The 21,415-nt window shown below is 34.0% G+C and carries 18 protein-coding genes; 13 read left to right on the plus strand and 5 right to left on the minus strand.

Annotated elements, in window-relative coordinates; translation table 11 throughout:
• Nucleotides 1–36: 36 nt before the first annotated feature.
• From porU to BUR17_RS07995, 3 genes are all read left to right on the plus strand, one after another.
• On the plus strand, nucleotides 37–3,936 hold the full coding sequence (porU, locus tag BUR17_RS07985; protein WP_074229774.1) for a type IX secretion system sortase PorU: 3,900 nt from the start codon (nucleotides 37–39) through the stop codon (nucleotides 3,934–3,936).
• A 56-nt stretch (nucleotides 3,937–3,992) separates the two neighbouring features.
• Complete coding sequence (gene porV / locus BUR17_RS07990; RefSeq protein ID WP_074229775.1) at nucleotides 3,993–5,159, plus strand: type IX secretion system outer membrane channel protein PorV; 1,167 nt, start codon at nucleotides 3,993–3,995, stop codon at nucleotides 5,157–5,159.
• A gap of 166 nt (nucleotides 5,160–5,325) precedes the next feature.
• Nucleotides 5,326–7,590 (plus strand): FUSC family protein, encoded by a 2,265-nt coding sequence (locus BUR17_RS07995; protein WP_074229776.1) that lies wholly within the window; start codon nucleotides 5,326–5,328, stop codon nucleotides 7,588–7,590.
• Here the strand turns inward: BUR17_RS07995 and BUR17_RS08000 are convergent.
• Together BUR17_RS08000 and BUR17_RS08005 are read right to left on the minus strand one after the other, a co-directional pair.
• Nucleotides 7,571–8,185, minus strand: coding sequence for a 4'-phosphopantetheinyl transferase family protein (locus BUR17_RS08000; RefSeq protein ID WP_074229777.1), 615 nt, complete (start codon nucleotides 8,183–8,185; stop codon nucleotides 7,571–7,573). The two genes, BUR17_RS07995 and BUR17_RS08000, sit on opposite strands and share 20 nt — an antisense overlap.
• A 381-nt stretch (nucleotides 8,186–8,566) precedes the next feature.
• Nucleotides 8,567–9,097 carry a HugZ family pyridoxamine 5'-phosphate oxidase gene (locus BUR17_RS08005; protein WP_074229778.1) on the minus strand — a complete coding sequence of 177 codons (531 nt, stop codon included), beginning with the start codon at nucleotides 9,095–9,097 and terminating at the stop codon, nucleotides 8,567–8,569.
• Nucleotides 9,098–9,259: 162 nt separating this feature from the next.
• On the opposite strand from BUR17_RS08005, the gene ahcY reads away from it, so the two are divergent.
• The 5 genes from ahcY to BUR17_RS08030 all read left to right on the plus strand — a co-directional run bounded on the left by ahcY (nucleotide 9,260) and on the right by BUR17_RS08030 (nucleotide 15,588).
• Nucleotides 9,260–10,573, plus strand: coding sequence for an adenosylhomocysteinase (gene ahcY / locus BUR17_RS08010; protein ID WP_074229779.1), 1,314 nt, complete (start codon nucleotides 9,260–9,262; stop codon nucleotides 10,571–10,573).
• Between the two features lie 139 nt (nucleotides 10,574–10,712).
• On the plus strand, nucleotides 10,713–11,519 hold the full coding sequence (locus BUR17_RS08015) for a hypothetical protein (RefSeq protein ID WP_074229780.1): 807 nt from the start codon (nucleotides 10,713–10,715) through the stop codon (nucleotides 11,517–11,519).
• A gap of 264 nt (nucleotides 11,520–11,783) precedes the next feature.
• The gene (yiaA, locus tag BUR17_RS08020) at nucleotides 11,784–12,176 is read left to right on the plus strand and encodes an inner membrane protein YiaA (RefSeq protein WP_074229781.1); all 393 of its coding nucleotides are present in this window, start codon (nucleotides 11,784–11,786) and stop codon (nucleotides 12,174–12,176) included.
• A gap of 71 nt (nucleotides 12,177–12,247) precedes the next feature.
• Nucleotides 12,248–14,017, plus strand: coding sequence for a BspA family leucine-rich repeat surface protein (locus tag BUR17_RS08025; protein ID WP_074229782.1), 1,770 nt, complete (start codon nucleotides 12,248–12,250; stop codon nucleotides 14,015–14,017).
• A gap of 20 nt (nucleotides 14,018–14,037) precedes the next feature.
• Complete coding sequence (locus BUR17_RS08030) at nucleotides 14,038–15,588, plus strand: BspA family leucine-rich repeat surface protein (protein ID WP_074229783.1); 1,551 nt, start codon at nucleotides 14,038–14,040, stop codon at nucleotides 15,586–15,588.
• 77 nt (nucleotides 15,589–15,665) lie between these two features.
• On the opposite strand, the gene purE is transcribed toward BUR17_RS08030, so the two are convergent.
• Nucleotides 15,666–16,172 carry a 5-(carboxyamino)imidazole ribonucleotide mutase gene (gene purE / locus BUR17_RS08035; RefSeq protein ID WP_074230262.1) on the minus strand — a complete coding sequence of 169 codons (507 nt, stop codon included), beginning with the start codon at nucleotides 16,170–16,172 and terminating at the stop codon, nucleotides 15,666–15,668.
• Nucleotides 16,173–16,309: 137 nt separating this feature from the next.
• On the opposite strand from purE, the gene BUR17_RS08040 reads away from it, so the two are divergent.
• Genes BUR17_RS08040 through BUR17_RS08050 form a run of 3 tightly spaced genes read left to right on the plus strand, consistent with a single transcriptional unit; the run spans nucleotide 16,310 to nucleotide 18,249 of the window.
• Complete coding sequence (locus BUR17_RS08040) at nucleotides 16,310–17,218, plus strand: DMT family transporter (protein WP_074229784.1); 909 nt, start codon at nucleotides 16,310–16,312, stop codon at nucleotides 17,216–17,218.
• Nucleotides 17,219–17,256: 38 nt separating this feature from the next.
• Nucleotides 17,257–17,844, plus strand: coding sequence for a hypothetical protein (locus BUR17_RS08045; protein ID WP_074229785.1), 588 nt, complete (start codon nucleotides 17,257–17,259; stop codon nucleotides 17,842–17,844).
• Between the two features lie 51 nt (nucleotides 17,845–17,895).
• Nucleotides 17,896–18,249: a hypothetical protein gene (locus BUR17_RS08050; RefSeq protein ID WP_074230263.1), complete on the plus strand. Its 354-nt coding sequence runs from the start codon at nucleotides 17,896–17,898 to the stop codon at nucleotides 18,247–18,249.
• 46 nt (nucleotides 18,250–18,295) lie between these two features.
• Here the strand turns inward: BUR17_RS08050 and BUR17_RS08055 are convergent, their stop codons facing one another.
• Both BUR17_RS08055 and BUR17_RS08060 read right to left on the minus strand, forming a co-directional pair.
• Complete coding sequence (locus BUR17_RS08055; RefSeq protein ID WP_074229786.1) at nucleotides 18,296–19,405, minus strand: 5-(carboxyamino)imidazole ribonucleotide synthase; 1,110 nt, start codon at nucleotides 19,403–19,405, stop codon at nucleotides 18,296–18,298.
• Between the two features lie 152 nt (nucleotides 19,406–19,557).
• Entirely contained in the window at nucleotides 19,558–20,106 is a 549-nt protein-coding gene (locus BUR17_RS08060; protein ID WP_074229787.1) for a DUF1543 domain-containing protein, read from the minus strand.
• An 87-nt stretch (nucleotides 20,107–20,193) separates the two neighbouring features.
• Between BUR17_RS08060 and BUR17_RS08065 the strand changes: the two genes are divergently transcribed.
• Nucleotides 20,194–21,024, plus strand: coding sequence for a sulfite exporter TauE/SafE family protein (locus BUR17_RS08065; RefSeq protein ID WP_074229788.1), 831 nt, complete (start codon nucleotides 20,194–20,196; stop codon nucleotides 21,022–21,024).
• Entirely contained in the window at nucleotides 21,021–21,404 is a 384-nt protein-coding gene (locus BUR17_RS08070) for a DUF1634 domain-containing protein (protein WP_074229789.1), read from the plus strand. Before BUR17_RS08065 ends, BUR17_RS08070 begins: the two co-directional genes overlap by 4 nt.
• Nucleotides 21,405–21,415 lie beyond the last annotated feature (11 nt).

Raw genomic sequence — 21,415 nt, forward strand, 5'->3', positions numbered from 1 at the left:
CATTTATTTTGTAATTTAGAAATTTCAAACATCAACATGAGACTAAAAATCACTCTTTTACTTGTATTTGCTTTGGTATCAACCTCTTGGGCTCAAAGAGTGCCCATTAATTGGGACGGAGCAAAAATTCAAGATTATGGTGAGACTAAAAAGAATCTTCCAAATTTCAAAAACGAAGGTTTTTCGTACAGCCAAAATAATATTTTCATCATAAATAAGCAAAAAGCAGGTGAAAAACAGTTTCGTGTTTCTAATCTTATTTGGGAATCTATTTCTTCTACAGATTTGTTTGAATTGAATAAAGATCTTATTCAGGATTTTGACATTTCAAATATCGATTATTATTATTCTAAAGGCGAACGATACGCAAGCATACAGGTAGGATTGTTTAAAAATGTTAAAGGAAGAATCTTAAGATTGTCTTCTTTTGATATTTCTGAAAGCAATTCATCTGCCCCTTTAGTGGCTGGTAAAGTAGGGTCTACTCAAAACCCTTTATCCAGCGGTAGTTTTTATAAAATTAAAGTTGATAAATCGGGAGTATTCAAAATAACCACTCAGTTTTTGAGAGATAACGGAATGAATCCTGCCAATATCAATCCGAAAAATTTTAGAATCTACGGAAATGGTGGTGTAATGCTTCCTGAATTCAACCAGGATGTAAAATACAGTGCTTTACAGGAAAATGCCATTCAGGTAGTGGGTGAAGATGATAATGTTTGGAATGATGGTGATTATGCACTTTTTTACGCTCAGGGACCAAATGGATACAATCTTTATAATCAAGCAAACGGAAATGGTTTTAAAAGAACCGATACAAGGCTGAATGATAGAAGTGAAAACGTAAAAAATATCTACGAAGACTTTTCTTATTATTATATTAATTTTGATAAAGGAGCAGGAAAGAGGGTACAAAATGTTGATGCAAATCTTCCGGTAACAGCTCTTATTTCTAGATTTGATAATTATCAGGTTGTAAATAATGACCAGAAGAATTTAATGAAAGTAGGAAGAATTTGGGTAGAAGATCAAGGCTTTTCAACTGATAAAGCAGTAACTTTCAACTTAGGTTCGGCTATTCAGGGAACTGACGTTATACGTTACAGAACTCAGGTTGTAGGATGGAGAGCTCAGCAAAACTCTATTACTTTTAATATCAACACTCAAAACTCTACACCTAAAGCCGTTCCTCCAAACGATCCTAATTATGTTTATGATTATTTCCCTATTAATTATAGTGGTACCATAACTAATCTTTCAGGAAACCAACTTACAATTAATTATGCACCCAATATTTCAACCAATCCAAATGGGGCTTTTTATTTGGATTATGCCGAAGTACAATACAAAGAAGATTTAAAATTCAACGGAACCCAGATGAATTTCAGAGATTTTTCTTTGGCAAGCGGCACTAATACGAATTACGGTTTTAGTATTTCTAATACAGGAAATCTGGAACAGGTCTGGGATGTAACTGATATTACAAATGCCAACAGAAGAGTAAACAAAGCTATTGGAAGTGGAAATTTTAATTTCGGATACGCCACTTCTGACCCCAATTTCAATAATGAATTTGTCGCTTTCAGAGCTGATGCAACCTTTTCACCTCAATTTGTGGGAAGAATTGCCAATCAAAATCTTTCAGCTTTGCAAAATGTAGATTATTTAATCATCACAACGCCTCAAATGATGGGACAAGCGCAAAGAATTGCCAACTATCATCAGACTAAAAATAATTTTAGTGTTCAAATTGTAGACACCGATAAGATTTACAATGAATTCGGCAGCGGAAGCAGAGATCTTACTGCGATAAGAGATTTTGTAACTAAACTTAATACGCCATTAGGAAGCCTTAAATATGTATTTTTGTTAGGCGATACATCATATGATTATAAAAACAGAATTTCGGGTAACACGAATGTTGTTTCAAGTTATCAGGGCGAATCATCTTCAGACTTTATAAGCTCATTCGTTACAGATGATTATATTGTAATGACAAAACCACAAACAGCTCCGGAAATAACACATAATCTTCCTGATTTGCCTGTAGGTAGAATTCCGGCTGCTAATCCCACCGAAGCAGCTAACATGATAGATAAAACACTGGCTTACTATAATTCATTATCAGGACAATCTACTCCTTTTGGAGAGTGGAAAATGAAATTAGATTTCGTAGTTGATGATGACAGAGACGGCGGTCAACCTTTCCACAATATTGTGGATAACGTTCTTAAAGATATCTTTGAAATCCCTGCAAGCAATTTATTAAAAGAATACAATGTAAGAAAACTCTACTTAGATGGTTTTCAAGCGCAAAGTACTGCAGGAGGACAAAGATATCCACAGGTAAATCAGGCAATTTCTAACGATATCGGAAACAGTTTATATTTATTCTATTTCGGTCATGGTGGTATCAACGGATGGGCTCAGGAAAGAGTTTTAACAACAACTGAAATTCAGAATTCTAATAATTTCACGAATGTTTACAGCCGTTTTCCTTTTGTATCAACCATTACCTGTGAATTTACACTTTGGGATGAGCCGTCAACTTTCTCTGCAGGAGAACAGTTTATGAAATTAAAACAAGGTGGACCTGCAACAATGATTACCTCTAGCCGAGCTTTAGGAGTAGGCTACGGTATCGAATTTACAGATATTCTAACCCATGAAATGTTTGATCTTAATAATGATGACTTTAAAACACTTGGAGATATACATTTAATTGCTAAAAATATTAAAGGACCTCATGCTGATCATCTTAAGGTAAATTTACTCGGAGATCCTGCCATGAAATTGAGCAGACCAGTAAGACGTTTAGCAATCGACCAGATCGAAACTCCTGTTCCAGGATTAATCAGAGGTTTAGATTTTGTAAAAGTAAAGGGGCATATTAATAATGCAAGTGGTGTTGTAGATACCAGTTTCAATGGTAGAGTGGTTATCAATATTTTCGATAAAAAAATAAATAAAACGACCCTTAACAATGATGGTGGGATGACTCCTGTTTTAAATTATAAAGAAGAAGGAAGTGCTATTGTAAAAGCTTCCGGAACTGCAGTAAACGGAGTTTTCACTGTAGAATTTTATGTTCCTAAAGATATTAATTACGCTGTGGGAGAAGGTAGAATCTTAGGGTATGCAGATAATAAATCAATTGATGTATTCAATAACCAGCCTGTACAGGTAGGAGATATTAATCCTAACGGAATTAATGATAATGAACCTCCAAAAATAAAACTGTACATGAACAACACTAATTTTGCAAATGGAGGAATCACAGATCAGAATCCTATGCTTTTAGCATGTCTGAATGATGATACCGGAATAAATTCTACAGGTTCAGGTGTTGGTCACGATATTACTGTATATTTAGACGGTCAAATTATTAACACAATTGTTTTAAATGATTTCTTCTCTTCAGGTGAAGGAAACGGGTGTATTAATCCTGCTTTGGCAGACTATCAAAAAGGAAATGTAACCTACCCTTTCAGAAACTTGGCGTTAGGTCAACATCAATTAACATTTAAAGTTTGGGACATTAACAATAATTCGACAACTGAAACGTTAAACTTTGAAGTTAAAGATGAAGCTGATCAACACTTAATCATTAACAGACCGTTGAACTGGCCAAACCCTTTTACCAATAAAACATACGTTCAATTTGAACATAATTGTGATGATATTTTAGATGTAAACGTTCAAATTTATACAATTACAGGAAAATTAGTAAGAACTTTAACAAATGTTGTAGTCGCAGAACCTTTCCTACAGGGCTTTAGAACGCCACGTCAGGCAATTGAATGGGACGGAAAAGACGATTTTGGTGACACAGTTGCAAAAGGTACGTATATTTTTAAGATATTTGCAAAAAGTCAAAATCAAGAAAAATGCAAAGGAAGTGCTACGGCTGTAGAAAAAATGGTACTTTTGAAGTAAATAAATAATTAATCAACAATATCAATAAAAAACTGATAATATATAAAAGACAACATATGAATTTAACTACTAAACTGCTTTTAGGGATTGGTTTGAGTGCTGGTTTTTTAAGCTACGCGCAAGATTTGAGTCAGGTAAGACCTGTATTAACCGGAGCTCCATTCCTTAGAATCGCACCAGATGCAAGATCAGGAGGTATGGGAGATCAGGGTGTGGTAACTTCACCTGATGCGTTCTCGCAATTCTGGAATGCAGCAAAATATCCTTTTAGCAGAACTAGTTCTTCTGTAGGTTTGAACTATACTCCATATATGGGAAAATTAACCAATGATGTATTTTTATTGTACGGTGCTTTCCATAAATTTTTAGGTCAGGAAGAAAGATCTACTATTTCTGCAAGTATCTATTACTTCAATATGGGGGAAGTAGAACTTACTGAGCTTGGTGTAGACAATACAGTAACATCTAATGGGGTTTCAAAACCAAACGAAATGTCAATCGACGTTGCGTATGCTTTGAAATTATCAGATTCTTACTCTATGGCGGTTACAGGTAGATTCATTCGTTCAGATTTATCTGGAGGATTCAACACAGATACTACACTGAAGCCGGCAAATACTTTTGCGGTAGACGTTTCAGGTTACTATACATCTCCAAAGTTTTCTAGCTTCGGAAATATGGATGGTAAAATAAATGGAGGTTTCTCGATTACAAACTTAGGTCCGAAATTAGATTATACAGGCGATGAGGCTTCTAGATCTTATCTTCCTACAATGGCTAGGATTGGTGTAGGTTACGATATGTATCTTGATGACATGAACAAAGTAGGTCTTTCTGTAGAAGGATCTAAAATCTTGGTTCCTGGATCAGAATATGTAGGTATGGATCCTAATACAAGACAGCCAATTTATCAGGTTCCTAACGTTGGAGTAATGGCAGGTATCGGAAAATCTTTCAAAAATACCAATTCAATTATGTATAGTGGTGCATTAGAATATTCTTATGACAATGCATTTGCTGTAAGAGGAGGTTATTTCCACGAAAGCGAAGAGCAGGGAGCAAGACAATTTGCAACTGCAGGTATTGGTTTAAAATACCGTTCTTTCGGTCTTGATGTATCTTATTTGATCAATATGTCTAAAATCAATACAGCATTAGATAACACTATTCGTTTCGGTTTAACTTGGAACATTGGTGATGAAACTTCAAATGTGGATTATTAAAAAACGAATATAAAAAGTTTTGAAAAGCCTCATTTTTATGAGGCTTTTTTTGTTTCAGTACTTTGCTGTCATTTTATGTGTGCTTTAATAAAATATTTAAATAAAAATTCACAATTCACGTACGAAGTAAACCTGCCAATTCACATTTAACTCTTATTTTTGTAATATGAACTATTCTTCGGAGCTCAAAAAAATCGTAACCAGCCAATATGTATATTCTTCCATAAGAATTACATTGGCGACGGTGATTCCGTGTTTAGTTCTCTCCTACTTCGGTTTGCTCAAAGAATATTTTCTTTTTCCTTTGGGAACCAGCTTTGTTGCATTAACAGATCAGCCGGGGCCATTTATCAGACGTAGAAATTCATTGACTTTTGCTATTTTCTGCTTTGTAGTTGTTGCGTCAATTGCGAGTCTGGTGAAAGGAATTATTCCGCTTGTTCTTCTGGAAGTGATTGTTTTCGGAATGTTTTTCTCATTAATCGGAGTTTACGGACAGAGATTAGCGGCTGTAGGTTCTTTAGCCTTAGTCGTTTTAGCCATCTTTATTGATGGTCATTTAACCGGCGCCAATATTCTGAAAAGTTTACTGATTTTTGCAGCCGGATGTATCTGGTTTTTGTTGATTTTCCTTATTGTTACTACAATTCAGCCGTATAAACTGGCAAGTCAGATGATTGGTGAAAATTATCTTCAGCTTGCAGAATTCCTTAAAATTAAAGCAAATTATTACCAGAAAAATCCTGATTTCGATAAGCTCAGTTTGCAAGTTATTACAAAGCAGATCGGCATTAAAAATCTTCAGGAAGAAACCCGCGAAACTGTTTTTAAAACAAGAACCATCGTAAATGAATCCACAACAATAAGCCGATTATTGATGCTGATGTTTCTGAATTCAATGGACCTTCACGAGAAACTGATGACCTCTGAAAGCGATTACAAAAAGCTTCAGGAAAGTTTTGAAGACACCGAAATTTTAGTTAAAATCCATGATTATTTAAATATCCTTTCCGAAGAAATTGCCAACATCGGTATCTCTTTACAAAGCAGCACACGAGCAAGACCAATTTTCAATCTTGAAGTACGCTTTCATGAGCTTAATGTACATTATTTCGAATTGAGAAATAAGGAAATGACTCCCGAGAATTTGGAAAATTTCATGATTCTACGCCAGATTATGATGCGTATCAATGAAATCACCAAAGAGATCAGTGAGATTTACAAGGTTTTTTCTCAGAACGTAAAACTTGCAAAAAGTCTTTCTACAGGTTTAGATTTAAAGAAATTTATGCCTAAAGAAGAGAAAATTAATTTTAAAGTTTTAAAAAGCAATATTTCTCTTACCTCATCACATTTTCGTCATGCGATAAGAATTACGGTTGCACTTTTGTTGGGATATTTGGTTTCTTTGCTTCCGTTTGTAGAAATTGGTCATACTTATTGGATTTTAATTACCATTGTTGCTATTTTAAAACCGGCTTACTCTATTACCAAACAGAGAAATCTTCTGCGTTTCTACGGAACAGTTGCAGGAGCGGTGATTGCTTATGGTTTATTGTACTTTATCCACATTAATGCTGTGCTTTTTGCTATTCTTTTGTTGAGCATGATTTTATGTTTCAGTTTATTAAAAGGAAGATATTTCTGGGCGGTTTTGTTTATGACGATTTATGTTTTTATGAGTTTTAATTTCTTAAATCCGGGAAATGTAAATGTTATTTTTAAAGACCGAATTGTAGATACTTTTATCGCCGGAATTATCGCTTTTGTGGTTTCGTATATTGTACTTCCTGTTTGGGAACATACGCAGAATTTAGATTTAATGAAAAAATCTGCAGAATCTAATCTCACCTATTTTCACAGCGTAATGTCTAAGTTTTTGAATGATGGTTTTAATGTAGAAGACTATAAAGTAAAACGTAAAAACGCCATCATTTCTTTAGCCAATCTTTCGGATAATTTCCAGAGAATGATTTCTGATCCAAAAAATCAGCAGAAAAAACTCGAAGTAGTCCATCAATTTGTAGCAACTTCACACTTGATTACAGCGTATACAGCTTCATTATCTCAATATGCCAAAAGTGATCAGGAATATCCCGAAATAGACTCTGAAAGCTGGAGCAAAAAAATAGAATCTGAAATGAATCAGGTTTCGGCGATACTTAATGGAGACAAGATCACCGAAAGCTTAAGAATGGACAGTCGCCTTGAACCTGAAGATTCTTCTATTGAAAATATGCTTCACAAAAGAAAAACTGAACTTCTCGAAAATGAACATTTCGACACAAGAGATCCTAATAAAATTTCTCATTTAACTGAACTGAAAAATATCCACGATGTTTTGGAATTGATTTATGATGTTGCTAAGGAACAGCGAAAAGTAATTGAAAAGTACAGAAACGAAGAAAATTCTACTCTTCCACAATCGTAAAACAATATTCGTCAAAAAATTCCACTCTTGCTTTGAGCTCGTCTGAAATCTGATCATCATGAACTCTACATTTAATGTGATGCAGATGTTTTAATTCAAAAGGTCTTACTTCATAATGCTTTTTCAGCGACCAATGTTTGGAGTGATGAATTTTGTACATACTTTCCTTCACGCTCCAAATGATTGTATAAAAAACAACTTCCGTATCAAAAGGGATAAAACCTCTTTCATTTTCGTAAGTGAATTTGTCAATAACCCTTAAAATTTTAGGATTAAATTTTTCAATGTCAATTCCTATTTTATTTTTAGAAATGGCAATCGCTGCAAAAGGATAAGAATGGGTGATAGAAATTTCGGCATCTTTCGGTGATAAAAACGGTTCCCTTTCTTTATACAGAATTTTAGAATTGGGTTTTAAGCTTTTCAAAAGTTTTCTAACCATTAAAACTTCCAGCAATTTTTTAGGATGATAATCTTTTACTTTTTCGGCATTTTCGGGCTCTAAAAGTTCATCAATATTAAGTTCCTCATTCTCGTCGTATTTCCAGACCAGAATGGTTGCAGTATCATCAGAAAAATCTCGGTAAAGAGGCATGGGTTTGTTTATTGGGTAAAATTAGTGAAAAAATTTTGGTTGGAAGATGGAAGTTGGATGATGGAAGTCTCAAGATAGATTACTGTTTTTTTAACGCAGAGATTTTATTTTTTTAATTAATTATTTTAAGTGAGCAAAAAAAATTGCGACAAGTCGCTGATAAAGCTTTCGCATAGACGTTCGCTTTATCAAATCAACTTTGTTGATTAAACTTTGCTCCCCTAAAAATTTTAAAAAAACTTATAAATCTTTGCGTTAAAAAATTTAATGAACAAAAAAATTCACTTAAATCCTAAGACTTAAGTGAATTTGAATATTATTTAAAAGTGAAAAACTTAAAGCGTAAACATGTAAAACATCCAATACCCAGCTTCCATCATCCTACTTACTCTGGTGATTCTGATCGTTTCTGTGCTCCATAATTTCAAGATTTTCATCTACGAAATAAGCACTTCCGAAACCGTTTACATAAGAACCTTTCGTTGGATGAAGACCGATCAAGATAAAATCTTTCATTTCAGAAATTACGTCTACCACTTTACCGTGAATTTCTTTTAATTGAGCTACTACAGTATTCCAGGTTTCAGAATCTCTTTCAACCTGAGAAGTAGAAGCTTCAATCGTTAATCTTTCTCTTGCATAAATTTGCTTTGTAGCAGACTCATCTTCGATAAACATAATAGAAGTTTTTCTTCCGTCAGCAAGATTCTTTGTATGTTTTGCCATGAAAGAAACCAAAATATAAAAAGTATTTTCTACCTGTACAAAAGGAGCGTAGCTAGAATTAGGCGTTCCTTCAGCATCTACTGTTGCCATAATGATACTTTTAGTTCTTTCTACCAGTTCTTTTACTTTAGGTGCAAGAGGTTTTGCCTGTCTTTGAGCTTCTTCCTGAGTATTTGTATGATTCATAATAGAGATTTATTTTATGCAAAAATACACTATTTAGATTTAAAACAAATAAAATTAACGCTGTATTATCTCATAAAAAGGAACTTCAAAGCTTGTTTTTGTATCTAAATTATATGTTGTAATTTTGCACTTTATAATTAGAAATTAAATTATTCATAAGATATGAGTACAACAACACAATACGTTCCTTATAAAGTTAAGGACATTTCCTTAGCAGAATGGGGAAGAAAAGAAATTACCCTTGCAGAAGCAGAAATGCCAGGTTTGATGTCAATCCGTGAAGAATACGGACCATCTCAACCATTGAAAGGAGCTAGAATCGCAGGATGTCTTCACATGACAATCCAGACTGCAGTTTTGATCGAAACTTTGGTTGCTCTGGGTGCTGAAGTTACTTGGTCTTCTTGTAACATTTTCTCTACACAAGATCACGCTGCTGCTGCAATCGCTGCTGCAGGAATTCCTGTGTATGCTTGGAAAGGTCTTAACGAAGAAGATTTCGACTGGTGTATCGAGCAGACTTTATTCTTCGGTGAAGACAGAAAACCATTAAACATGATTTTGGATGATGGTGGAGATTTAACAAACATGGTTTTTGATAAATACCCTGAATTCACAAAAGATATCAAAGGTCTTTCTGAAGAAACTACAACTGGTGTTCACAGATTGTACGAAAGAATGAAAAACGGAACTTTGGTAATGCCTGCAATCAACGTAAATGATTCAGTTACTAAATCAAAATTCGACAACAAATACGGATGTAAAGAATCTGCAGTAGATGCTGTAAGAAGAGCGACTGACGTAATGTTGGCTGGAAAAAGAGTGGTAGTTTGCGGATACGGAGACGTAGGTAAAGGTACTGCTGCATCTTTCAGAGGAGCTGGTTCTATCGTTACTGTTACTGAAATCGACCCAATTTGTGCACTTCAGGCTGCAATGGACGGTTACGAAGTAAAAAGATTGGATACTGTAGTTGATAACGCAGATATCGTAATCACTACAACTGGTAACTTCAACATTGTAAGAGGAGAACACTTCCTTAAAATGAAAGACAAAGCTATCGTTTGTAACATCGGTCACTTCGATAACGAAATCGATATGGCTTGGTTGAACGAAAACTATGGTTCTACAAAATCTGAAGTTAAACCTCAAGTTGACATCTACACAATCGAAGGTAAAGAAGTAATTATTCTTGCTGAAGGTAGATTGGTAAACCTTGGTTGTGCTACAGGTCACCCATCTTTTGTAATGTCTAACTCTTTCTCTAACCAGACTTTGGCTCAAATCGAACTTTGGAACAACTCTGCAGCTTACGGAAACGAAGTGTACATGTTGCCTAAGCATTTAGATGAAAAAGTAGCAGCTCTTCACCTTAAGAAATTAAGCGTTGAGTTAGAAGTTCTTTCTACTGAGCAAGCTGAATACATCGGTGTTGACGTGAAAGGACCTTTCAAACCTGAGTATTACAGATACTAAACAATTATTGTCATGCTGAGCTTTGCGAAGCATCTCAAATAAATTATAAAATCCCATTATTCAAAATAGTGGGATTTTTTCTTTGTAATATTTTAAAACATCCTAAGGAATTCTTACTTTTGAAAACTAAAATTTAAAAATGAAGAAGTATTTTTTCCTGGGTTTAATGGGCTCTGCTGTATTTTTTAATAGTTGTAGCGATACTGTTGAAAATGAGATAATCACAGATCCTGTACAACAAAGAACATTGTTGAGTAAAATTACAACGGTTTATTACGACAATCCTGCAAGTCCTCAAACAACAGTTTCAACTTTGGAATATAATAGTCAGGGACAATTGATAAAAACCTTATCTGAGGGAAGATCTTCAATCAACGAGTATGATTCATCTGGAAAACCAGTAAAGACCAATTATTATAAAACAGATGGTACATTAGAATATTATGCGCTTTACACTTATAATAATGATCAGCTTCAAAATGTAAAAGCAATTTACAGCGACACAAACTTAAACCGAACGATCAATTACACCTATAGCAACGGAAAAGTAGCGACCTCTACCCTTTGCCAAACTGCAAACTGCAGCAATCCTAGTATCTCTTCATATACTTACAATGGAGACAATATTACAGTGGAAACTTCAGAATTGGGTGGTACGATTACTTTTTTCACAAAAAATGAATATCTGTATGACAATCAGCTCAATCCGTATACTTTTACCAACAAATATTTTAGAATAATGATGGGTGGTGCTTATGCATTAAGCAAAAATAATTACACTTCAGAGAAAATCAGCTTTAAAGACAGTGCAGGAAACTGGGTGCCAAATCAAAATGTGGTGTATGAGATTCAGTACAATAATGCTCAATTGCCCACACAAGTCATTGGAAAAAGCCTAAGTGGAGCTAATTACGTAAAGTATAATTACGAATATATTACTCAATAAAACCAGTCAAAACTTTCCTTTTTGGAGAGTTTTGTTTTTTTAGAAGCTATTTCCCGCTATCCGCTGTATCTTTTTTCTCCAAAGCTAAACCTCATAGGTTTTGAAAACCTATGAGGTTTCTCCATGCCAAAAAAAGGATGCCGCTTTTATCGGGGCTATTAATTTACGACTGATTTCAAAAATTTCAACCTACAATGAAATAATTGTTAGCATTAATTTAAAAAATAATATATTTGAATCAATAATAAACAAAAATAACAATTAATGAAAAAACAAGGAGTTTCAACTGCATTCGTAGCGGCATCGTGGATTGCGCTCGGCGCAGGAATGATCGGATTTATTGTAGGGCTTGCAAGAGCTGAAATGCAGCTTAACGAAAAAGGATATTACTTTACTATCCTACTCTACGGTTTGTTTGCTGTAGTTTCTTTGCAGAAAGCAGTTCGTGACCGATTAGAAAACATTAAAGTAACCGATATTTATTACGGAATCTGCTGGTTTGCCACACTATCATCAATCGTTTTATTGGCAATTGGTCTCTGGAATGCCACCATTCTTCCAAGTGAAAAAGGGTTTTATGGCTTTGCATTTTTGCTGGCTTTATTCGGTGCAATCGCCGTTCAGAAAAACACCCGCGATAATATGATGCAGGAATAGAATAACTTAGGCTCACCAAATTTGGTGAGTTTTTTTATTTTGCATATCTTTATATTTCACAAAATATTGATATGCTCAAAAAACTATTACCATTTTTTTTCTTAATCGTCTTTCATTTCCTGAAAGCACAGAACGAATTTATTACCATTTGGAAACCGAGTGGAATAAATCAAAACATTACAACCACTGTAACCGCACCATCACAATCATCTGCAAACCAAATCTGGTTTCCAGGAACAGGAACAAACTACACCATTCAATGGGAAGAAATAAATTTTCCTCAGCATAATGGTACTTTAACGAATGTAACTTCGAATGGTCAAATTTTAATTGATTTTGGAACACCTTTAAACCCAACTCCAAATCAGGCTACTTATCGTCTAAAAGTAAGTAATGGAAACGGAGTTTTTAATAAAACCCAATTTGCTTCTTTCACCTTAGACTCAAGCGGAGCCAAAATCTGGTCTCACCTTGGTAACTCAGACAAGATTCTTGAGATATCGCAATGGGGCAATATACAATGGACTTCAATGTTTAATGCATTTTCACATTGCCAAAGCTTACAATTAACTGCTACAGATTCTCCGAACTTATCAAATGTTGAAAATGCTTCACATCTATTTTTTAACACCAGTAGTTTTACAGGAAATTCTTCGATGGCAAACTGGAATACTTCTCATGTAAAAGATTTCAGCTTTATGTTTGCCCATACAAATATGTATCAACTTCCCGATACATTTAACCTATCCATTGGAAATTGGAATACCTCTGCTGCAACCAATTTTAAATCATTATTTGAGAACAGAAAGGCTTTTAATCAAAACCTGAATTCCTGGAATACCTCAAGTGTCACTAATATGAGTGCTATGTTTTCAGGTTGCAACGCTTTCAATCAGCCTCTTAACAACTGGAATACTTCAAATGTTACAGATATGTCTCGTATGTTTCATTCAGTCTTTAATTTCAATCAACCGTTAAACAGTTGGAATACTGCAAATGTTACCAATATGAGCGCTATGTTTGAAGCCTGTACTGTCTTTAATCAACCTCTTAATAATTGGAATACCTCAAATGTTACCAATATGAGTTCAATGTTTGCTGTCTGTGTTGCATTTAATCAACCACTTAATAACTGGAACACTTCCAATGTTACAGATATGAGTGCTATGTTTCATTTGATTCCTAATTTCAATCAACCTCTGAATAATTGGAATACCTCAAATGTTACAGATATATCTCATATGTTCCATAAATGTACAGCATTTAATCAACCACTTGACAATTGGGACACCAGCAAAGTAACCAATATGAACGTTTTTTTGCAAGAAGCATCAGCTTTTAATCAATCATTAGCTAGCTGGAATCTTTCATCACTTACGACAGCTTCGCTGGCAATTACCCAAACAGGAATTGATTGCAGTAATTACAGTAATACTCTTGAAGGATGGGCAGATAATCTTAATACGGCCAATAATATCAATTTAGGTCCTCTTATGAATCTTATGTATTCATCAACCATAATCAACAAGAGAAATATCCTTATCAATAAAGGATGGCTTTTTACGGGAGATGTTGTGGGAGAATGTGAAAAACTTGCAGTAAATGAAAATAAGTTAAAAAACAACCTTTCCATCTATCCTAATCCGGCATCAGATTTTATTTATTTAAATAATTCCAAAGGTGTAAAAAGTTATATCATAACAGATTCCAACGGAAGAGTTATCATGAAAGATTCTTTGACAAAAGATTTTATAAACATTCAAAGTCTTAGCTCTGGAAATTATATTTTACAGATCCTAACGAGTAAAAATGTCGAGAATTTTAAGTTTATTAAAAAATAATCTATTAAAAGTAAAAAAATATGCTAAAAAAACTACCCGCTCTTATCCTATTAATATTTTTAGGACAATTTACAAAAGCACAGAACGAATTTATTACTATTTGGAAACCTACTACGGCTATCAATATGGACGAAATGGTTGTTGCACCCCATCAGGTTTTAGCGAATCAAATATGGTTTCCCGGAGTAGGACAAAATTATACAATAAATTGGGAAGAAGTAGGTTACCCGCAACACAACGGGACGATGCCCAACGTCACTTCAACCACTCAGGTTTTAATCGATTTTGGAACCGCTTTAAATCCTGTAGCAGATGATGTAAAATACAGAGTAAAAGTAAGCAATGGGAACGGAAGTTTTAACCAAATTCGTTTTGGTTTAATCTATCCGAATACAGTTTCAGACCCAGTTGCTGTCTTTCAAAATCTTGGAAGTATAGAAAGAATTCTTGAAGTGGAGCAATGGGGAAATATTCAATGGACATCAATGTACAGCGCATTTACAAACTGCAGAAATTTGAAAATAACAGCAACAGATACTCCAAATTTAAATAGCGTCACCGATGCCTCATATATGTTTTATAAAATCCATGCGCTTACTGTAAGTACATCTATTGCCAATTGGAACGTTTCTACTATTAAAAACTTTAAAGGAATGTTTGGTGGAGTTGGTAATTCTAATGTTGATACATTTAATCCACCGATAAGTAATTGGAATATTTCATCAGCCGAAAACTTGAGTCAGATGTTTGAAGGGAGACAGGTATTTAATCAAAACCTTAACGGTTGGAATACGTCAAACGTAACAAATATGAGCTACTTATTTCAGGGAACTAAAGCTTTTAACCAACCCTTAAATAGTTGGAATACTTCCATGGTTACCAATATGTCTGGTATGTTTAATAATGCTATTTTTAATCAATCGATTAACAATTGGAATGTATCTAATGTAACTGATATTTCAAATATGTTTCATGATGCAGATTATTTTAACCAACCTTTATCATCTTGGAACACTAGTAATGTTCAAAATATGACCGCAATATTTGCTGGAGCAGACAGTTTTAATCAAGATTTAGGGAGCTGGAACCTCGCCTCAGTTACCAGTGCTTCATTAGCGCTTAGCGGAACATCAATAAATTGCGTTAATTACAGTTATACGCTTGCAGGATGGGCACAAAACCCTAATACACCCAACAATATTTCGTTGTCTCCTTTGATTATGTTTACTTATTCTCCTGATGTCGTTGTAGACAGAAATACATTAATCAGTAAAGGATGGACAATGTTCGGAGATACTTTAGGAAGCTGTCTAATCAAAGAAAGTCTTTCAACTTCCGAAGCAGTTTTATCGAAACCTTCTGTTTATCCAAACCCGGCAAGTCATATTATTTATTTAAAAAATATTTCTGATGCTAAAAGCTTTATTATTACAGATCTTAGTGGCAGAATAGTTTTGAAAGATTCATTAAACAAAGATTTTATTAATATTCAAACGCTCACTCCCGGAAATTATATTTTACAAATTGTCACAAAAGACAAAATACAATCTTTAAAATTCATCAAAAAATAACAAAAGCCTCACAAATTGTGAGGCTTTTCCATTTATAAAAGAGAATTAATTTTACTGAAAAAATTTACAATTCACAATTAATTAATATCATATTGATTAGGATGCTTTGCTTTAATATCATCTACAGTTCCCAAAACTTTATCTTTTAAAGTATCCTGATAAACCTGTAGTTTTTGTGCAATTTCTTCGTTTCCGCTTCCTAATATTTTTGCGGCTAAAATTCCCGCATTTAATGCTCCGTTTAATGCAACTGTTGCTACAGGAATTCCGCCCGGCATTTGTAAAATAGATAAAACAGAATCCCAACCGTCAATAGAATTGCTGGAAAGTATAGGAACTCCGATCACTGGTAAAGTAGTGCAACTTGCAACCATTCCCGGAAGATGGGCAGCCCCACCAGCTCCGGCTACGATTACTTTCAACCCTCTTTCTTTAGCTGTTTTTGCGTAATCAAACATTCTTTCCGGAGTTCTGTGAGCAGAAACTACAGTTAGCTCATAAGGAATGTCTAAACTTTTTAGAAAATTAGCCGCCAATTCCATAATCGGTAAGTCGCTCTGACTTCCCATAATAATTCCTACCATTTTTTCAATTTTATTAGACCTCAAAGATAAGGATTTTAAAAAAGTGAATCGCCAATTCTGTAACTTCAAAATTCTGCTGTTCTGTACCCATTTGTTCTGACTCATTATCTCTATATTTGCAGACGATTCACTCCATTTTGAAAAATTACAAACTTACTCTAGCGATTCTCACTGTAGCCATTGTTTGGGGAACTACCTTTTTATCCATTCGTGTGGCTGTAGAAACTATTCCAGCATGGTTTGTTGCGGGAATCCGTCAGTTTTTAGCAGGAATAATAATGTTGATCATACTTTTGTTCAGAAAAGAATTCAAATGGATTGGCTGGAAAAATCTAGGGTATCAAATAATTTTTTCAACTTTAATGCTTGTTATTGCCAACGGAATGACCACCGTTGCAGAAGAAACCGTAACCAGCAGTTTGGCTTCATTAATGAGCGCCTGTTCACCTATTGCGGTCTTTTTAGGAAGTGTGGCTTTTGGATTACAAAAATTCAGTTTTCGGGCTTTAATTGGAATTATACTGTGTTTTAGTGGTATTCTTTTTATATTTTGGGATGGGCTGAATGATCTCTCAAATCCAGATTATTTAATGGGTATTATTTTTCTTTTTGTAGCTATTTTAGGATGGGCATCGGGAACTATTTTCACCAAAAAACTAAATCTTCAGAGCAAAAATATTACGCTTAATCTTTTTTACCAATTTCTATTTGCGGGAGTTGTACAGCTTTGTTTCGCATTTCTTTTTTCAGAAACTTATAATTTCGAAAACTGGAGTATAAAAAGTATTTCGGCAATGCTTTATCTTGCAGTTTTTGGTTCTGTAGCGGCTTTCTTTGCATTTCATTATGCTTTAACAAAAATTTCTCCGGTACAGGTTTCAATTTTAGCTTACATCAATACGATTATTTCTATATTTTTAAGCTGGCTGATTTTAGATGAAAAAATTTCGGCTAAATTTATCATTGCAGCAGTATTAATTATCGCCGGAGTTTTTATTATTAATTATAATCCGGAACTTTTTAAGAGAAAAAAGATTGAAAACTAAATTGAATAATGCTTAATATTGAGTATCATAATTGTTAAATGAAAAACTCGTTTTTATATTTTGCTTTTACCTTATTTATATTTATCAATTATAAATCTCAAAACTCGAATAATTTATTTGACAAGACTGTTTTTGAAGTTAAAGGAGATTTAAATAAAGACAATCTTATTGATATGGTTACTGTAAAAGAAAATTCAAAAAGTAAATACAATCCTTATCAATTAGAAATAAAATTTAAAAATGCCCATGGAGAATTTACCTCCGTCTTCTTATCTGAGAAAGCAATACCAAATAAATTTCCTTATGGTGATGAAAGAACGGAAGTCATTCTTGAAAACTTAGAAATAAAAAATGACATTTTAATATTTAGTAATCAATTAATTCGTGGAAGACTAACTCATAAATTCAGATTTCAAAACGGAAACTTTGAACTTATAGGATATACATTTCATAACGCCAGTCCCGGATTTATCGAATATATAGATTATAATTTATCTACAGGAAAGAAAATTTTAAGAAAAACGACTTACGAAACAGATAAAGTTTTAAGTTTACTAGAAACTTCAGAAAAAATAAATCCACTGCCAAAACTTCAGGATTTTACTCCTTTTGATTTTATGTATTAAACATCTTGCTCAAGGTATGTCGTACAGATGTTTAATTTAAAAATTAATTTTATGAAAAAAACACTCATCATCTCCCTATCAGTAATCGTTCTTATTATCTTATCAATTACCATTTATTGGAATCTTCCGATAGAAATTACAAGAAAATCTGATATTAAAAACGGAAACGGAATCATTGAAAATATTGAGAATTACCGAAAAAACAGCTACAAACTTCCTGAAGTTAACGATTGGCAAACATTAGAACAATTAGGATTACAAAAAGATGATTCTTCAAAACCAGTTTACAATAAGGATGAAGCTGGAAATTACGAACTGATATATGATGATGGTTTAGGTGGTCCTTATTTATTGTGGAATTCAACGGAGAGAAAATGGACGATTGATCAGCCGAAGATTAAATAAAACAAAAAAGACTGCTTTTGGGCAGTCTTTTTTGTTTTATTTAATCTTAAGCAATTACTCTTACCATTGCTTTTACTTGGATCAGTTTCTCCATCAATTCTTCTCTGGATTCTGCCAAAACATTGATGTGTCCCATTTTTCTTCCGGGCTTGGTTTCTGTTTTTCCGTAAAGGTGAATGTAGGTTTCCGGAAGCTTCAAAACCTCTTCCATTCCTTCATAAATTACTTTTCCTGAGAAACCTTCTGCTCCAACTAAATTCAGCATCCCACTGTAAATAACGGCATCGGTATCTGCCAAAGGAAGATTTTTCACCACACGATACATTTGTTCGAATTGCGAATTGGCATTACCTTCCTGACTTTGATGTCCTGAATTGTGAAGTCTCGGTGCGGTTTCATTGACCCATACTTTTCCTTCTTTATCCAAAAATAATTCAATAGCAAAAAGTCCAGGAGAATTTACGGCATTCAGAAATTTCTCAGTAATTGAATCGATTTGATCTTCAATTTCATCACTTAAAAAAACCGGACAAATATTAAAGTCAAGTAAATTTAATTTAGGATCGGCAACCATTTCTGTTACAGGGAAAATTTGAGTTTCTCCGTTTTCGTTTTTAGCAACAATTACCGAAAGTTCTTTGTCAATATCAACTAGTTTTTCAAGAACAGAATCTTGTATCCAAAGATTTTTCATATCTTCATTCGTACGGATAACCTGAACTCCTTTTCCGTCGTAACCACCTGTATTCATTTTCTGTACAAAAGGAAGCGGCATTTTTATTTCGTCTGAACTTCCATCCATAATTTCAAAATCCGGACTTGGGATATCATGCGCTTTATAAAACTGCTTTTGAAGAATTTTTTGCTGAATGGTTTTAATGATTTGTGCATTCGGAACTACTTTTATCCCTTGATTTTCAAGTTCTGCCAAAGCATCTGCATTTACATGTTCAATTTCAATGGTTACTACATCTTTATCTTTTCCGAAATTCAAAACGGTTTCGTAATCATTGAAACTTCCTTGTGTAAAATGCGAAATATTATGACAAGGCGCATCTGCAGCAGGATCTAACGTGTAAAATTCATCATCATACTTCAGCGCTTCCTGAATGAGCATTCTACCGAGCTGTCCGCCTCCCAAAATTCCTATTTTCATTTTTACTTTTATTTTTTCTATTAGATTTAATTATTTTTAATAAAGCTTTTAAACATCCGAATTGTCATTACGATGAAGGAGAAATCTCTAAAAAAATTAAAAAGCTTAGATTCTTCATTTCGCTTTGCTACATTCAGAATGACAGAATGAAGCTATATTTTATCAATTTTCAAATATCCCAATCCCATCGGATTTTCCTGATTTTCGATATCAGACTTCACTAAAACAATTGAATATTTTTCTTTCATTTTTTCAGGAAGAATATCGTTGACATTAAAAATGTCATCAATATCAACACCGTGTTTGTCATCAATGTGACTTACAGCACCTTCAAAACCCATTGTTTTATAAAACTCTGTCTGTTTTGCTTTTTTCACGATTTCAGCCATTGAAGTTCCAACCATTAAATGCTGCTCATGAAACTCTTCAAAATATCCTTTTTTATAACCGCCCAAATTGATAAAATACAATTGATTTTCTGAAACTTCTTCTCCTTTTTCTACGATTTTCACTTCAAAACCATCAGCAAATTTTACTTCCTGATAACAGTCGAGATGAATTTTTCCTTCGGCTTCTTTCCAGAAATCTTTAATATCCGGAACTAAATCTTTGAGACTTTCAGCGATACCAAAGAAAACATCATGTTGTTCTATATTTCTGCCTTTTGGCGTTGCACCAAGGATGATATAAAATAACTTCATTTTGAATTTTATTTTTGCAAAAATACGGCAAAAAATAATCTTGGATGAATGTTTGCCTGAAAACCGCAATAGTTTTATATTTGTACCATGTCGGAGATCATTATTCTTTTTCTTGGCGCTATCTCGGCCGGGCTTTTAGGTTCGCTCACCGGTTTGGGAGGTGGAGTTATCATTATCCCTTTATTAACGCTTGGTTTCGGTGTTCCTATGCATTATGCAATTGGTGCTTCATTGATTTCGGTAATCGGAACTTCTTCCGGAGCAGCCGTTGCATTCGTAAAAGAAGGCTTTACCAATATGAGGATCGGAATGTTTTTGGAGATCGCAACCACTTCAGGAGCAATTGTGGGAGCTTTGGTTTCCGGAATGCTGAATCCTAATACCATCGGGATCATCTTCGCAAGTATTCTTTTGCTTACGGTTATTTTAAATCTAAAAGGAAAACCCGATCATCAGGAAGCTTTAATCAAAGGAAGCCTGGAAGATAAACTGAAATTGTACGGAACTTTCCCCGATAAAGGTGTTGTGAAAAACTATGCAGCAAGAAATACCATTCCCGGATTCTTTATGATGATGTTTGCAGGAGCAATGTCCGGACTTTTAGGAATCGGTTCCGGTGCTTTGAAAGTATTGGCAATGGATAATATGATGAGGTTACCTTTCAAAGTTTCTACAACGACCAGTAATTTTATGATTGGTGTAACTGCAGTTGCAAGTTCATTGATTTATTTCCAGAGAGGAGAAATTATTCCGGTAATTGTAGCACCCGTTTTAGTAGGTGTTGTGGTTGGAAGTTTTATAGGATCTAAAACTTTAATGGTTTCAAAAACAAAAAAACTGAAGACATTTTTCGCAATTGTTATTACGATTCTTTCAGTTTATATGATGTATAACGGTATTAGAAGCAATTTCTCATGAGAAAAGATTTTACAGATGTTGATCTTAACCGTTCTGTTGGAAATCTCCTTCGTTTGGGCGTTATTTTATCGGTTATCACTTCATTGATTGGTTTTGTGAAACTTTTCATGGAAGGTTTTCAAATGCCAAGAAAATACAAGCTTCTCGACATGGGAACTTCTTCAGAAAAAGTCTGGAGCCATTTTTGGGAAACACTTTGCAAAGGTGAAGGAATGGCAATTATTCAACTGGGAATTCTGATGCTTATTTTCACCCCTTTGATGAGAATTATTTTCGCGCTAATCGGTTATCTTAAAGAAAAAGATTATGTTTATGTAATCATTTCTTCAATTGTTTTGGCGATTATGGCGATTAGTTTCTTTACGGGTTATGCGCATTAATTATCATTGAT

It is taken from the genome of Chryseobacterium scophthalmum (assembly GCF_900143185.1).
GTDB classification, from domain to species: Bacteria; Bacteroidota; Bacteroidia; order Flavobacteriales; family Weeksellaceae; genus Chryseobacterium; species Chryseobacterium scophthalmum.

Excerpts from the sequence above, each read along its gene's own strand:
- BUR17_RS08060 (WP_074229787.1), bottom strand. The coding sequence starts at position 20,106 with ATGAAGTTATTTTATATCATCCTTGGTGCAACGCCAAAAGGCAGAAAT.
- porV (WP_074229775.1), top strand. The coding sequence starts at position 3,993 with ATGAATTTAACTACTAAACTGCTTTTAGGGATTGGTTTGAGTGCTGGT.
- yiaA (WP_074229781.1), top strand. The coding sequence starts at position 11,784 with ATGAAAAAACAAGGAGTTTCAACTGCATTCGTAGCGGCATCGTGGATT.
- BUR17_RS08050 (WP_074230263.1), top strand. The coding sequence starts at position 17,896 with ATGAAAAAAACACTCATCATCTCCCTATCAGTAATCGTTCTTATTATC.
- BUR17_RS08065 (WP_074229788.1), top strand. The coding sequence starts at position 20,194 with ATGTCGGAGATCATTATTCTTTTTCTTGGCGCTATCTCGGCCGGGCTT.
- BUR17_RS08030 (WP_074229783.1), top strand. The coding sequence starts at position 14,038 with ATGCTAAAAAAACTACCCGCTCTTATCCTATTAATATTTTTAGGACAA.
- BUR17_RS08000 (WP_074229777.1), bottom strand. The coding sequence starts at position 8,185 with ATGCCTCTTTACCGAGATTTTTCTGATGATACTGCAACCATTCTGGTC.
- BUR17_RS08070 (WP_074229789.1), top strand. The coding sequence starts at position 21,021 with ATGAGAAAAGATTTTACAGATGTTGATCTTAACCGTTCTGTTGGAAAT.
- BUR17_RS07995 (WP_074229776.1), top strand. The coding sequence starts at position 5,326 with ATGAACTATTCTTCGGAGCTCAAAAAAATCGTAACCAGCCAATATGTA.
- ahcY (WP_074229779.1), top strand. The coding sequence starts at position 9,260 with ATGAGTACAACAACACAATACGTTCCTTATAAAGTTAAGGACATTTCC.
- BUR17_RS08045 (WP_074229785.1), top strand. The coding sequence starts at position 17,257 with ATGAAAAACTCGTTTTTATATTTTGCTTTTACCTTATTTATATTTATC.
- BUR17_RS08055 (WP_074229786.1), bottom strand. The coding sequence starts at position 19,405 with ATGAAAATAGGAATTTTGGGAGGCGGACAGCTCGGTAGAATGCTCATT.
- purE (WP_074230262.1), bottom strand. The coding sequence starts at position 16,172 with ATGGTAGGAATTATTATGGGAAGTCAGAGCGACTTACCGATTATGGAA.
- BUR17_RS08015 (WP_074229780.1), top strand. The coding sequence starts at position 10,713 with ATGAAGAAGTATTTTTTCCTGGGTTTAATGGGCTCTGCTGTATTTTTT.
- BUR17_RS08025 (WP_074229782.1), top strand. The coding sequence starts at position 12,248 with ATGCTCAAAAAACTATTACCATTTTTTTTCTTAATCGTCTTTCATTTC.
- porU (WP_074229774.1), top strand. The coding sequence starts at position 37 with ATGAGACTAAAAATCACTCTTTTACTTGTATTTGCTTTGGTATCAACC.
- BUR17_RS08005 (WP_074229778.1), bottom strand. The coding sequence starts at position 9,097 with ATGAATCATACAAATACTCAGGAAGAAGCTCAAAGACAGGCAAAACCT.